12 protein-coding genes are annotated in these 13,716 nt (G+C 40.5%); 5 read left to right on the forward strand and 7 right to left on the reverse strand.

Going from position 1 to position 13,716, the window contains the following annotated elements:
• Window positions 1-35: 35 nt before the first annotated feature.
• The 3 genes from M595_RS03670 to M595_RS03680 all read right to left on the reverse strand — a co-directional run bounded on the left by M595_RS03670 (window position 36) and on the right by M595_RS03680 (window position 2,423).
• Window positions 36-854: a tetratricopeptide repeat protein gene (locus M595_RS03670; protein WP_023064659.1), complete on the reverse strand. Its 819-nt coding sequence runs from the start codon at window positions 852-854 to the stop codon at window positions 36-38.
• Between the two features lie 60 nt (window positions 855-914).
• Complete coding sequence (gene msrA / locus M595_RS03675; protein ID WP_023064757.1) at window positions 915-1,382, reverse strand: peptide-methionine (S)-S-oxide reductase MsrA; 468 nt, start codon at window positions 1,380-1,382, stop codon at window positions 915-917.
• 447 nt (window positions 1,383-1,829) lie between these two features.
• Entirely contained in the window at window positions 1,830-2,423 is a 594-nt protein-coding gene (locus tag M595_RS03680; RefSeq protein ID WP_023064657.1) for a thioredoxin family protein, read from the reverse strand.
• A 416-nt stretch (window positions 2,424-2,839) separates the two neighbouring features.
• Here M595_RS03680 and M595_RS03685 point away from each other — a divergent pair, with 416 nt between their 5' ends.
• Window positions 2,840-3,121 (forward strand): YiaA/YiaB family inner membrane protein, encoded by a 282-nt coding sequence (locus M595_RS03685; RefSeq protein WP_023064618.1) that lies wholly within the window; start codon window positions 2,840-2,842, stop codon window positions 3,119-3,121.
• Between the two features lie 134 nt (window positions 3,122-3,255).
• On the opposite strand, the gene M595_RS03690 is transcribed toward M595_RS03685, so the two are convergent.
• The 4 genes from M595_RS03690 to M595_RS03700 form a co-directional block, all read right to left on the reverse strand.
• The gene (locus M595_RS03690; RefSeq protein WP_023064707.1) at window positions 3,256-4,044 is read right to left on the reverse strand and encodes a response regulator transcription factor; all 789 of its coding nucleotides are present in this window, start codon (window positions 4,042-4,044) and stop codon (window positions 3,256-3,258) included.
• 328 nt (window positions 4,045-4,372) lie between these two features.
• Window positions 4,373-4,702, reverse strand: coding sequence for an ArsR/SmtB family transcription factor (locus M595_RS28985; RefSeq protein ID WP_023064695.1), 330 nt, complete (start codon window positions 4,700-4,702; stop codon window positions 4,373-4,375).
• Window positions 4,703-5,510: 808 nt separating this feature from the next.
• Window positions 5,511-5,864, reverse strand: coding sequence for a hypothetical protein (locus M595_RS03695; protein WP_040483525.1), 354 nt, complete (start codon window positions 5,862-5,864; stop codon window positions 5,511-5,513).
• Window positions 5,865-5,982: 118 nt separating this feature from the next.
• Window positions 5,983-7,086: a GspE/PulE/PilB domain-containing protein gene (locus M595_RS03700; protein WP_040483526.1), complete on the reverse strand. Its 1,104-nt coding sequence runs from the start codon at window positions 7,084-7,086 to the stop codon at window positions 5,983-5,985.
• A gap of 512 nt (window positions 7,087-7,598) precedes the next feature.
• Here M595_RS03700 and M595_RS03705 point away from each other — a divergent pair.
• From M595_RS03705 to M595_RS03720, 4 genes are all read left to right on the forward strand, one after another.
• Window positions 7,599-8,066: a L,D-transpeptidase gene (locus M595_RS03705; RefSeq protein WP_375339231.1), complete on the forward strand. Its 468-nt coding sequence runs from the start codon at window positions 7,599-7,601 to the stop codon at window positions 8,064-8,066.
• 109 nt (window positions 8,067-8,175) lie between these two features.
• Window positions 8,176-8,697, forward strand: coding sequence for a DUF2231 domain-containing protein (locus tag M595_RS03710; protein WP_023064620.1), 522 nt, complete (start codon window positions 8,176-8,178; stop codon window positions 8,695-8,697).
• 379 nt (window positions 8,698-9,076) lie between these two features.
• A complete protein-coding gene (locus tag M595_RS03715; protein ID WP_071809861.1) occupies window positions 9,077-9,814 on the forward strand; it encodes a filamentous hemagglutinin N-terminal domain-containing protein in 738 nt (245 codons plus the stop codon).
• 306 nt (window positions 9,815-10,120) lie between these two features.
• Window positions 10,121-13,711: a beta strand repeat-containing protein gene (locus M595_RS03720; protein ID WP_023064722.1), complete on the forward strand. Its 3,591-nt coding sequence runs from the start codon at window positions 10,121-10,123 to the stop codon at window positions 13,709-13,711.
• Window positions 13,712-13,716 lie beyond the last annotated feature (5 nt).

Raw genomic sequence — 13,716 nt, forward strand, 5'->3', positions numbered from 1 at the left:
AAAACAAGTGGTTTGAAGGGAAAATCACTAAATTTTTAGTACAACTGTAACATAAGCTGTTTTCGGTATTTCTGTGTTAACGAATGATCCTCACCCAGTAATTCAAACAAGGTCAACATCGCTTTACGAGCCGCATCATTTTTATAGCTCCGACTGGTACTCACAAGCTCTAAAAAGACGGCCAGAGCGGGTTCATAGTCTTTTTCTAGAGTGAGACGACAGGCTTGAGCATAACGCCTATCAAGTTCACTTGTCCCAGGCTGCTGAACCACGGTTTGAAACTCAATTAACTGTTTTAACGCTTGGGCTTTGGGATAATATTCTCGTTGATCTTCGGAAATCGTTGCTAACAGCTTGCTGGCTTTATCGTTTTGATGCACGTCCTGAAAAAATTGCGCGGCTTGTAAGCTCAAATCAGCCCGATCAGGATAGATTTCGAGTAACTGTTGAAATAGATGTTGGGCGGAGTCTAAATCTTGATTGGCAATTGCCATTTCAATATTAGCTAATCCCTTCTCTAGTTCAGATTTTAAGTTGAGCTGCGCTAATACTTGTCGCAGTTGTACTTCATTCAATGCACCCACAAATCCGCTCTTAACCTCTCCCTGATGCACAATTCGCACATCGGGAACACCCTCAATGTTGTAAGTATTGGCGAGATCGGGATTTTTGTCAATATCAACTTTGGCTAAAATAAAGTCGTATTCTTTGACCAGTTTTTCGAGTAAGGGCTTCATCAACTGACAAGGCCCACACCAGGTCGCAAAAAAGTCTACGAGAATGATCTGTTCGTTTGACTTTTGCAAAACTTCAACTTCAAAGTTGTCACTGTTGACCTCTATGCTATATCCCATTAAGTTACCTCACTCACCCAATATTAGTTAATCTGAAAATAGTCTTCTGCGTTTTTTTCGTTAGCGACTATTGCTAATTCCCTGCTTTTCATAATATTGTTGATGGTACGCTTCGGCAAGATAATATTCAGAACTAGCTTGAATTTGAGTCGCAATTTCTTTTTCGTACTGTCCAGACATCTGAAGTTTGTGTTTAGATCGTCTGGCAATCTGTTCTTGTTCGGGTGTATGATAAAAAATCACTGAACGATATTGTTCTCCTCGATCTGCCCCTTGACGATTATAGGAGGTTGGATCATGAATATTCCAAAAGATTTCTAATAACTTCTCATAGGAAATAATATCGGGGTCATATTGGAGTTGAACGACTTCGGCGTGACCTGTGATCCGGGCGCAGACGTCAAGATAGGATGGGTTGGGAAAATGTCCGCCCATATATCCGACAGAGGTAGCGGTGATGCCTTTGACTCGACGAAATGCAGCTTCTACTCCCCAAAAGCAGCCTGCACCAAATGTTGCTGTTTCCATTGTTTTGAACCTTTTAAGATCAATAAATTAATCAGAGAGCCAGTGCGATCACTTAAATTGGCTCAAGAGCAATCGTTTTTAGGGATATTCTCCCCTACTCAATGCTATATCAAATTTGATTTAACAATTTTTTAAGTCTGATTTGAGATTGGTGACTAAAATAGATCTGAAGATGTTGATGAGAGGATCTTTACAAAAACTTTACATCCTCTAACGGTAAAATTTACACGAATCACGATTTAATGAACAAAAAATATTGTAGGATTATTAATCAATGAGGTACTGCTTAACAACTAAGCAAACACTTTAGACTAGACTAGGCGTTCTATCAGGGGCATCAACAACTCAATCCAAGCTTTGTGTTGAATATTCAGGGAATTCAGATCATTCTAATTCCCTGATTTTATCCTTTCAAAAATCAAACTTGCTCTGGAAAATTAGATAATTTTAATTAACAATCATACTTCCATGAGCGCGAGGATCAGTATTGCTTTCTGGGGTGGTAACAGAAGGTTTAAAAGCAGAAACTTGTCCGGTTGCTTCAGCGTAGGGTAGAGAATTACCTGCAATTAAAGCATCGAGATTCGCTTCCATCACCGTCGCGGGGATTTCTCCAATACTTTGAGCGATCGCAGTTGCTTGTTCATTCAAAAAAACAAAATGGGGAATCCCATCAACTCGATAATTTAAAATCTCCGGCAACCATTTACTATTATCAACATTGAGCATCACAAAATTGAGTTGATTTTCATAGTTATGCTTAATCTCTTTTAGCTGCGGTGCCATCGCTTGACAAGTCGTACACCAATTGGCATAAAACTCAATTAAAGTTGGCTTTCCATTACTCAAAGCAACCTCAAACGGAGTTGATTCTTCTGCGAGTTCGGGAAGAGAAGTTGAAGTCGCTTCAGTTCTCAAACCCACCAGAATAGCTACACTTAAAATAACAGCCACTAGCGTAATTAACAGATTTCTCAGACGAGTCGCAAAGGTGGATTGCTGAGTCGGCGAAGATACAGGTTTTGAGGACGGATCATTCATCGATATAAAGTTCTAGAATAATGACATCTTCATTTTAGTTGACTGGGATTAAACTGGTTGTCAGGAAGTTTCAGACTCAAGCCATTACCCGTCTAAAAATTTGGGATTGTCCAGTTCAATCTAAACTTGAGTGGTATGGAGTAACGCAGGTGGTTCTGAGTTCATTTGCTTATTTCTGTGCGGGTGACTCACAACCAGTTTATCGAGATTTAAGTTTCAATTTGTTCTCTGCAATAGACAGTTTTTCAAGTGGATGAATTCTCTGCCTAACAAACACAGGTAAAACTTGCCTGCGATCGCCCTGACAACAATTTTAGTAGTGTACACTTGTCTAAACTGTCCATCACTTCACTGAGTGACTCCCAATTCCAATTTATGATAGCGGCAAAGCGAATCCACTTCAGGAGTCTTAAATCATGAGCCAAAAAGCCCCACCTCTAAAGGATACATCAGCGTGGATCTTTCAAGTTTGGCTTTCTTTCATCCTTGCTGTTTCTGCGACTGCCCTGGGAATTATCTATCTACCTGTTGATAACTGGGTAAAAGGCTTTATGGGTATGGGAATGACGTTCTCAATTGGTTCTTCTTTCACCCTGGCTAAAACCATTCGAGATAATCACGAGACTTATAAATTAGTATCGAGAGTTGATGAAGCCCGAATCGAGAAATTACTGGCTGATCATGATCTTCTCAAGTAAGAGGAGTCGGTGAAGAAAAATGTAGAAGTCAGAAGTGAGTGAGTTGAGTGTGAGGGATTGAGAGTCAAAATTGTCTACTGTGAAAACTGATCATTGAGTCGATCATTGATCCTGATAGTGACCAGTAACTCTATCTAGTCTACTTTTGTAACCTTAGAACCCCCATTGCTACTAACTGACTCCTCTGTGGGTTCCTCCTCATTTTCGTTTTGAATAGAACCGTTACTCGGTAACTCCAAACAATAACCTGCCCCGTATACAGTTTTAATATAGCGGGGATGCCGAGGATCGGGTTCCATTTTAGTTCTCAGATGTCGAATATGGACTCGAATGGTTTCGATATCATCATCGGGATCATAACCCCAGACTTCTTTGAGAATTTCACTGGGTGCGACAGTTTGACCATGACGCTGAAGTAGACAGTGTAGCAGTTCAAATTCTAGGTGAGTCAATTTAACGGTTTTGTCAAACCAAATCGCTTCAAACCGTTCTGGAACTAAGGTTAAAACCCCATAGTTGAGAATTTCGCTGTGTTTAGCCGCTTGCGGAATCCGATCAGTTCGACGGAGTAAAGCACGAACTCGCGCCAGCATTTCTTCGAGTTCAAAGGGTTTAGTCAGATAATCATCTGCACCGGAGTTGAAGCCTTCGACTTTATTTTGAGTTTGTCCCAATGCCGTCAACATGACAATGGGGATATCTGCTGTGCGTTCATCTCGTCGTAAACGCTGACAGACTGTAAACCCATCGACTTTAGGTAGCATCAAATCTAAAATGATCAGGTCAGGTAATAACTGTAGGGCTAAGGCTTGTCCTTTAATGCCATCCTCAGCTTGACTGACTTCATAACCTGCCATTTCTAAGTTGATGGCTACAAGTTCTGCGATCGCAGGATCATCATCGATAACTAATATCCGAGGCATCATTTATATATATACAGGGGCTACGATGGGCAGTTAGATCAGCTTGTACATTGGTGTAAGCGGGTAACTTCTCCCAGGAAAAGCCCCAGAGAAGTCTATAACCTTAGTCAAGCGTCTATAACTTATTCTAAAGTTTTGGTTAGAAGTATGCTGTCATGGTAAATTCAAGTGTACCGACTCTACAGCAGATTAGCAAGTATTAATACTGACTCAGTTATAAAAGTTGTCAAAATAGTCTCCTATAGGATCAACTCCCCCACTTGGTGAGATCCGTTTGAGATCAGTGGGGGAGACGAGCTTTATTGATATTTATTTTTGTGAGTCGGCTTCACTGACATGACGAATAACGACCCGACAATAGCCCCGCTGTACGGCGACTGTACTCGGAGAGATATTGTTCGAGCAGATTAAACTGACGGCGGTTAACGCTGTAGTAGACCCATCGACCCTCTTGACGGGCCCGCACAAGAGAAGCCTCTCTTAACGCTTTCAGGTGAAACGAGAGCTTAGACTGGCTGACATGAAGCTGTTCACACAGTTCACAGACACAGTATTCCTGCTGTTGCAGCAATTCTAAGACTCGAACTCGCAAGGGGTCAGATAAGGCATGGAAGCCTGATGCAACCTCAAAGGGTGAAGTTAGAGAAGTTGTGACCATCAATTTTTTTTTCTGTTAACGTCAAGAGCTATTCCAGAGCTAAAGTTTGAGACTATAGCCGAGGAAAAAGACAGCAGACCGAGTTTGCTTAAGATACAATCTCCTGACTGTCTATAGAGTTATACCTGCTAAATTAGTTGTTTTCCAACCGCAGAGACTTAATCACTATTTTTAGTATAGATATATTATGCCATTTTTGAACAAGATATACTCTCTTTTTTTGGTTGATTTATGAAGTTAATACAAGTTTTTCACATACTAAGTTACAAAAAACACACTCACAACTCAAAAACAAGTTAAATGTCTAGACAAGTTTTGTACAAATTTTACAATCCTTTTTTAGGCAGATTTAAAAATGCCAACCCAATGGCTCTGAAGGCTTAAATATCCCCCCCATAGGGATTATTGTCACAAAAATTTCACATTTTAGCCCAATTTAGAGGTCATAGATCAAAGTTAAACTACTACAATTTCTGAAATCAACTCAATTATAATCAATATTCTCTCTGGAAGATATGACTAATCCTCTACAACGAGAATTCCGATTAAGTCAATATTCAGAGACGGCAGAGTAAAATGCCTTGGACTGAAGAATAATTTCAAGTGTGCAATGAAGTCAAGAATAAACTTTAAGGAGTCATTCTATATATCTGAATCACTTCTGGGTTGATGGCGAGTCAATTGAGTAGCCCTGGAGACTATTTTAAAATTCCCATAAAAATAAGCACAGACTTGGTATTTTTATACCCGTGCCTAAAATCAACGATCAACCACTGAAAATCAACAAACAATTGCCACTGGTGAGTCCCTAAAAATCAATCAACCTCCGTCCGTTAACCCCTCTATTCCCGGCAGACTGAACCCATGTGTCAGAATAACTTGGGATTACATTGACGTTGATCGTAGGGGGGCCAAAAGAAAAATTAGGTTCTCCAGCCATACGAATGTGTCTAAACACATATTCACCCGATCCTGGAACCGTTTCTTGCTTGAGAATGGGATTATCCAAACTCGCTTGACCTTGATAAGCCAGAGTCAGATACATCATTACCGCAGCTTCACCTCGACTCAGGGACATATCGGGATAAAACTCCAGGGGCCAGTCCAGTGCGACTAAATTGGCCAAGAGTGCGCCGTGAAGCGCTCTCGTCGAACCACGCATTTTGTAGATAGATAACTCGACATTGTTAATTTTTAAGAGAAAGGCTCACTCAAATTTCAGAGCTATCTTTTAATTCATACTGACTCAGAAGAATTCAGCAGACATTTTTTCTATTCGATCAATGTTCATTCTTATGAAGCAATTCCTCGACTTGTTGAAGAATTGTTTTGAGCAACTGCGTTAATAACGGTAAATTATCAGACGGTAGAGCCGTTGAGTCTGCACGTTCTTCAATTTCTGCTAATTTTTTCTCGAGTTGTTGGGCTAACCGTAAAGCATCTCGACTCAAAACAGTCATTTTATGTTGTTGGTGAAATTTTAACGCCGCACCTCGTAACACTTGTAAGTTTGCTTCTTCCCCGTATTCTCCGGGTGTCACTCGCAGACGCAACAAAATATGACTTCCCCGATAAATACGCTCAACTTCAGCTTGTTTGGGTTTATCAACTGGAATCAACGGAAGTTCTATCAACCGCTTTAATTCCTTAATTACGCCTTGAAATTGACTGGCTTCTAAATCTTCTAAGACTGATTTTAAGACTCCATCTTGACTCCACAAAATTCGGCCTGTAGAGGCTTGATGTTCAAAATACAGGCGACCAATTCCACCTGCGAGAATTCGACCTAAGAGTTCATGTAATAAGTGGTCTGGCGTTAATGTTGCTAAAATTTCTAGAGGATCATTTAAGTGATTTGTATAGATTTCTAAATTCAGCAAGTTTTGCTCCATAGACTTATCTATTTTAGAAGTCTCTGAAGTAGATTGAGCAACTGGAGTTGAAGAATTTAAAGATGAATTAACCCTAGTCTGTGTAGATTTAGACTCTGTACAAGAACAATTATTAGAAACTTCCTTGTGATTTGAAGTTGATTTTTGCTCAATCTTAAAATTATTTTTTGAGTTATTTTGAGGTGTATCAACTTCAGGATTAGGATGCTGAGTATGATACAAATACGCGGATAAAATCACCTCTTGTTCTGGAAAAGAAATCTTCTGCGTGACGATAGAGCAGTTGCGATAGGCTAAAATTTTATTGATATAATCTAGAGCCGAATGATCATCAGGATCAACCACCCCTAAATGCAAACAATCATCAGTTAACGATAATGGTAAAACTTGATAGTGTAAACACACTTCAAACGGAAGAATGCTGTCAATTAAAGGAAAAATCTGTTCAGCATCCATAGAAGTCGCCTCATTGGTGGGAGTTTGAGCTAACATTTGCCGATAAAAAAAAATAGTGGATTCCTCAACACCCACTCCAATCCTAGAAGCTCATCGTCGGAAATCACTTTCCTACATCGACACCATTGAACAATCAGAAACGGTGAAATTTCCGTGAAAATTGGGAGTGGTGCAAGTCTAGTAGATGTCTAAAGTTTACCCTGGCTTTTATAACTTTTGCATACTCTATACTTCCTAGTTTAACAAGTTTATGTCCTTTCTGATCGCTATTTTGTCGAAAGATAAAGAACTTCAAGACCGGGTAGAGAGACACCCCTCAACTAGATCTGACTCTTGTGCTAGTAGGATTCGGTTGTGCTATGTTAAATTCCGGATATAGAACGTCAAATTGTGTAAAATTTGTTTGCGGGTTCGTGCAGTACAAACAGTATATGGTGAGAGGAAAATTCTTTATAATATACCGTCTCAGCTCCCTGAGTTCCCTCGTTGTTTTTCTATTACTCGCTACCCCTAATCCCGTCATTTCCTCCCCCGTCAATGATGGAGTTGTGGCAGCAAAACTATCCGTTACCAAATTCTCAACTCCTCAATCTTCCCTTCTTCACCAAATCTCTAAACCTTCCCAACCGAAATTACAATTAATTATACGACTTAGCGATCGCCGTGTATACGTTTATCGCCAAGATCAACTGCTGACTAGCTATCCCATTGCAGTGGGTCGAGACGGTTGGGAAACCCCCACAGGTCAATATCAAGTCATCCAGAAAATTCAAGAACCTGCTTGGGAACATCCCTTTACCGGAGAAGTTATCCCTCCTGGCCCTGAGAACCCCTTGGGGATGCGTTGGATCGGGTTTTGGACGGATGGCACCAACTATATCGGCTTTCACGGTACCCCCAACGAAGACACCGTAGGACAAGCCGCTTCTCATGGGTGTATCCGAATGTTGAACCAAGATGTACTGTTATTATTCGATAAAGTTACCATCGGCACACCCGTAATAGTAGAACCGTAATTAAACTTAAATTAATTTCCCTCTCGACCTACTTACTTAGATAGATGTAGAACTAATAATAATAATGCGATGATCCCAACAACCAATTAATTTAAGGAGCGGAAATCTGATGACTCAGTATCCCAATGTTCCCCCCTTTATTGAAAACGACGAACAAGAGTATTTAGACAGTGGAGTTCCGAGTAAAGTCGCAGTTGCCGGACATCCCCTGCATCCCTTAATTGTCACCTTTCCCATCGCTTTTTTAGTCGGAGTATTAGGAACAGATTTAGGATATTGGTTAACCCGTGATATCTTCTGGTCGAGGGCTTCTGTCTTGTTATTAGTTGCCGGACTATTAACGGGGCTGGTAGCTGCAATTACCGGAATGATCGACTTTTTAGAAATTGATCGGGTTCGACAACACAACGCGGGTTGGATTCATATGATTGGCAATATTATCGCCTTGTTATTGTCCGGAATTAGTCTGTTTTTTCGTTGGGAACAGCCTGGAGATTTTATCTTACCCATCGGATTAATTCTATCACTAATTGTTGCTTCTGCTTTAGGACTTACGGGTTGGTTTGGCGCCGAACTCGTTTATCGCCATAAAATAGCCGTCATTGGTAATGGCATTCAACAAAGACCGTAAATCCTTAATTTTTGATAGCATTCTGTGTCGATTTAATGGTCTATCCTATCAACCCGGTAACTCATAAGAAACCGGGTTTTTCCATCTATAGCAGTGTGAAATGATTCGTAAAAATTCGATCCTCTCAAAGCCCCCAGAATTGACGAGCGACCCCGCGCCACTTGTGGGCGCTAGGGAACGCGCGAGGAGGGGTTTGGGGGCGATATCTTTTTCGTCAGTATTTCCGATTGCTATAGCCCTGAAAAGCTTTATTTTTAGCAAAATCTGAGAGAATTCAGTCGTTTACAAAACAAGTTTTCTTAGTCTATAAAATTGACCAATCGTGTTTTTTAGTGGTATACTTATAAATAATAATTATCCCTTAATTCTCCAAAAGCCAGTGGTACAGCATCCCCTCTTAGACCTGTCCTTATTCGCGGGTTTGATCACCTTGACTTCTATTATTCCAGTTTTACCAACACAAGCACAAATTGTTCCCGATAACAGCTTGGGTAATGAAAACTCCGTTGTTACTCCTAATGTTAACATTCGCGGAATTAATAGTGATCGCATAGATGGGGGTGCGGTGCGAGGGGGAAATTTATTTCATAGTTTTCAAGAATTTAACATAGATGAAGGGCGGGGAGCCTACTTTTCCAATCCCGATAATATTGTTAATATTTTAACTCGGGTTACGGGTGGGAATATTTCCCAAATTCTGGGAACGTTAGGTGTTTTAGGGAATGCTAACCTATTTTTAATTAACCCAAATGGAATTGTATTTGGGCCGAATGCACGGTTAGATGTCGGCGGTTCATTTTTTGCCACAACAGCCGATGGTATTTTATTTGATGGGTTTGAATTTGCCGCCAGTAACCCGGAAGCACCGCCATTATTAACGATTAATATGCCCTTGGGGTTGAATCTTCGAGAAAATCCAGGCAGTATTGAGAATCAAGCGACTATTACAACCTTAGAAGATGGCAGTCCTTTACGAAATGAGGCAGGTTTTCTCGTTCCCCAAGGTTTAAACGTTCCTCAAAATCAAACCTTGGCGTTGGTTGGGGGAGATGTATTATTTGATAATGGAGTTGCCATTTCTCCAGGGAGTCGAATTCAATTGGGGGGATTATCATAACCGGGAATTATTGAATTAACAAATGTAGGGGCGAATGGCAATACGCCCATTCTTCAGTTTCCTGAGAATATTCTACGGGGAAATGTTAGGTTAACCAATGAATCTCAAATTAACGTTCGTGCGGATGGAGGTGGAGACGTTAATATTAACGCGAGAAATGCTGAGATATCTGGTGATAGTGTTATTCGGGTCGGAATTGATGAAGGTTTAGGGTTTCTAGAAGCAAAAACTGGAGATATTAATATTAACGCTCAGGAAAATATTCTCCTAACAGGTGCAGATAGTTCGATTACCAATAGAATAGATTTGGGTGGAACGGGTCTATCTGGAAACATCAACATCACAGCTAATTCACTCTCAATAAACGGCGGTGCTTTTTTCAGCACTTCTATTTTAGGAAACGGAAACGCAGGGAATATAAATGTCACAGCCGCATCCATTGATGTAACGGGTACTTCTCCTGATGGTGAATTTTTTAGCGGTTTTTTTGCTAATGTCAATGGTACAGGTATTGGTAATGGAGGAAATATTTACATAGAAACAGAACAATTACGATTAACAGATGGAGCAAGAATACAAAGTAGTACCTTCGGACAAGGAAATGCAGGTGTAGTATCAATTTTAGCTACAGATTCAGTTGAATTATCCAACAGTAATATTTTTGGTAATGTTGGAGAGGGTGCAGGAGGAAATGGTGGAACAGTTGAGATTAATACGGGGAATTTATTGCTGTCTGAAGGAGCGCGAATTAATACTAGCACTTCTGGACAAGGAAATGCAGGTAACATAAACGTACAAGCTGCATCCATTGATGTAACGGGTACTTCTCCTAACGGTGAGTTGTCGAGTGGTTTTTTTGCTAACGTCAACGAGACAGGGATGGGTCATGGAGGAAACATTTACATAGAAACTGGACAGTTACGAATGACTGATATAGCGATAATTTCAAGCAGTACATTCGGACAAGGAAATTCGGGTTCTATATCGATTTTTGCAACCGATTCGCTGGAGTTAGCAGATAATGGTATTTTCAGCAATGTTGGAGAAAATGCTGTTGGAGATGGGGGAAATATTGAAATTTCAACCTCATCGCTTAATGCAGTAAATGGAGAGATTGGTTTAATTACATTCGGTAACGGAAACGCAGGAAATGTTCGGATTGAAGCCCAGCAAATTAATCTTTCAGATTCTATTGTAACGGGCGAAACTTCTGGAACGGGTAATGTTGGAAATATTATTATTAATACCGGAAATTTAGTCCTTCGTGATGGTGCTGACATTCGGCTTGATGTTAACCCAGAAGCAATAGGTTCAACGGGGAATATAACCGTTAACGCTTCCGAATCTGTAAATATAATAGGCGTTTCACCGACTGGTCTTAGCAGTCGAATCAATACCCGCACATTTGGCAATGGTAATGCAGGAAGCGTTATTATTAATACTCCCAGATTAGCCGTTCGGAATGGAGGGAAAATCTTTGCTAGTAGCTTCAATACCGGACAAGCAGGGGATGTCATTATTAATGCTTCAGAATCTATTGAAGTTAGCGGAAGAAGCCCCGTTCAAATCGATCAAGAATCCATTGAATTTAGTACAGAACCTCCCATTTCTCCAGAAGATATCAATGCAGGTTTTAGTGAGATAGTAACCCGGAGTAGTAGTGCAGAAGGAAGCACAGGAAGTGTTTTCATCACAACAAATAAACTCACAATTCAAGAGGGAGGAAGAATTGGAACTTCTGCTTCGGGAAGGGGGAGTTCGGGTTTGGTAGAAGTCAAAGCAAATGAAATAGAGATAGCGGGACAGTTAAATATTGGTGGACGTTTCTCAAGAAGTAGCTTAGATGTCTTTACAAATGGTGAAGGAACCGCAGGAACTCTCAATTTAGAAACTGGACGATTAACCGTTCGAGATGGAGGTAATATATCAGTATTAAGTTTAAACGATAGTAGCGCAGGTTCCCTTAATATTCAAGCTTCGGTTGTTGAATTAATTGGAGAAGGAAGATTTCCCAGTGAAAATGGAGAGAGTATACTTTCCAGTGGGATTTTTGTGACAACAGGTACACTACCAGGCGATAGTAGCGTGGGAAGTATCACACTCGAAGCTGACCAATTAAGAATTCTCAACGGAGCGCAGATATCAACTTTTACAGGGAATATAGGCAGTTCCGGTTTAATCGATATTCGTGCCAATACTATCGAAATTAGAGGAAGGGGAACTCGAACGATTACTTCATTTACAGGAGAACCATCCACAATAGGTAGCCAAATTTCCGCTCAAGCGGGTAACGGAGGTAACACCGGAGATATTTTAATTACCGCACAGACATTAATCGGACAAGATGGAGCAACAATTCGCACTGATAGTTTGGGAACGGGTTCTTCGGGTTCAATTCAAATACAAGCTGAACAGGTTTTATTTGATGATCAGGTGTTTATTTCTAGTGGAACGGCAGGTGCAGGTAATGGAGGAAATATTACCATTGAAACGGAACAATTTACAATGCAGAATAATTCTAGGATTTTTTCGGGAATTTCGTTACCACCAGATGAATCCGAAATTACTTCTGTTGAAATTCCCCCGAATCGCCGAGGAGGAACGGTCTTCATTCAAGCTTCAGAATCGATTAATGTAGAGGGGGAAGGAACATCAATTAGCACTGGAGTCAGTGAAGAAGGAGCCAGAGTAAATGGCGGAAATGTTATTATTGAAACCGAAGATTTAACTATAAATAATCAAGCTTTTTTATTTACAGGAACTCAAGGAAATGGGGATGCAGGTTCGGTGAACATACAAGCTGAAAATATTGAATTAACGGGTAGCTCTGGCATCAGTACAGCAGTTTTTGAAACCGGAGTCGGAAATGGAGGGAATGTCACGATTGAAACTGGAGATTTAACTATAGATAATCGAGCTTCACTATCTACAGGAACTCAAGGAAACGGGGATGCAGGTTCGGTTAATATACAGGCTGAAAATATTGAATTAATAGATAGTTCTTTTATCTTTGCGAACGTTTCAGAAACCGGGGTTGGAAATGGGGGAACGATAACTGTTGATGCAGACGAATTAACAGTTAGAAATCAGTCTATTATTGGTGTAAGTAGTGAAGGTGAAGGTAATCCCGGAAATATAGACGTGAATGCTTCCCAAGTTCGTTTGGAACAAGCAGGTCTAGTTGCAGAATCAGTAACAGGTGAAGGCGGAAATATTACTATTAATTCGCCGGATATTAGCGTGCGGCGTGAAAGTCGAATTTCGGCAGCCGGAAGCGAAAGCGGTCAAACGTTTGATGGAAATATTGATATTAATTCCAATTTGTTAGTATTGTTGGAAAATAGCGAAATTGTTACCAGTGCCTTTGACCCAACGGGAGGAAGTAATATTAATATTCGTCCTTTAGGTAATTCAGAACTCGGACTTTTACAATCTCAAAATAGTATTATTAATGCTGCTGGAGAACTTTCTATCGATACAACGCTTAATTTTGACCCTCCAGAATCCCTTCAAGTTGAAGTGGTTGACCCGGCGGCGTTAATCGCTCAAGACCCCTGTATTCAAGGTCGAAATAGTTCGTTTATTATCACCGGACGGGGTGGAATTGCACCAGACCCCACTCAAGCTTTATCAGCAATTCAAGGGTTAGTTGAATGGGAATCTCTACTCATTGAACCTGTGACTCCTCAACCTAATAATAATTCCTCACAACGTCCTCAACAACAATCCCGAAATCGTGATAATAATCTTGACGATCATCCTGTAGATTCAAGAACAATTGTTCCGGCGAGAGGTTGGATAAGAACCGAAGATGGTGAAGTTATTTTAGTGGGTTATGACCCCACAAAAACCGGAATCATTCGTCAACGTCCCAATTCTCAAATCTGTCAACCCTAGCACCT

Source organism: Lyngbya aestuarii BL J (assembly GCF_000478195.2).
GTDB classification, from domain to species: Bacteria; Cyanobacteriota; Cyanobacteriia; order Cyanobacteriales; family Microcoleaceae; genus Capilliphycus; species Capilliphycus aestuarii.

What these genes read in the sequence shown, in the direction of transcription:
- M595_RS03670 (WP_023064659.1), bottom strand. Translation starts at nt 854, where the DNA reads ATGGGATATAGCATAGAGGTCAACAGTGACAACTTTGAAGTTGAAGTT.
- M595_RS03680 (WP_023064657.1), bottom strand. Translation starts at nt 2,423, where the DNA reads ATGAATGATCCGTCCTCAAAACCTGTATCTTCGCCGACTCAGCAATCC.
- M595_RS03685 (WP_023064618.1), top strand. Translation starts at nt 2,840, where the DNA reads ATGAGCCAAAAAGCCCCACCTCTAAAGGATACATCAGCGTGGATCTTT.
- M595_RS03700 (WP_040483526.1), bottom strand. Translation starts at nt 7,086, where the DNA reads ATGTTAGCTCAAACTCCCACCAATGAGGCGACTTCTATGGATGCTGAA.
- M595_RS03695 (WP_040483525.1), bottom strand. Translation starts at nt 5,864, where the DNA reads ATGCGTGGTTCGACGAGAGCGCTTCACGGCGCACTCTTGGCCAATTTA.
- M595_RS28985 (WP_023064695.1), bottom strand. Translation starts at nt 4,702, where the DNA reads ATGGTCACAACTTCTCTAACTTCACCCTTTGAGGTTGCATCAGGCTTC.
- M595_RS03710 (WP_023064620.1), top strand. Translation starts at nt 8,176, where the DNA reads ATGACTCAGTATCCCAATGTTCCCCCCTTTATTGAAAACGACGAACAA.
- msrA (WP_023064757.1), bottom strand. Translation starts at nt 1,382, where the DNA reads ATGGAAACAGCAACATTTGGTGCAGGCTGCTTTTGGGGAGTAGAAGCT.
- M595_RS03690 (WP_023064707.1), bottom strand. Translation starts at nt 4,044, where the DNA reads ATGCCTCGGATATTAGTTATCGATGATGATCCTGCGATCGCAGAACTT.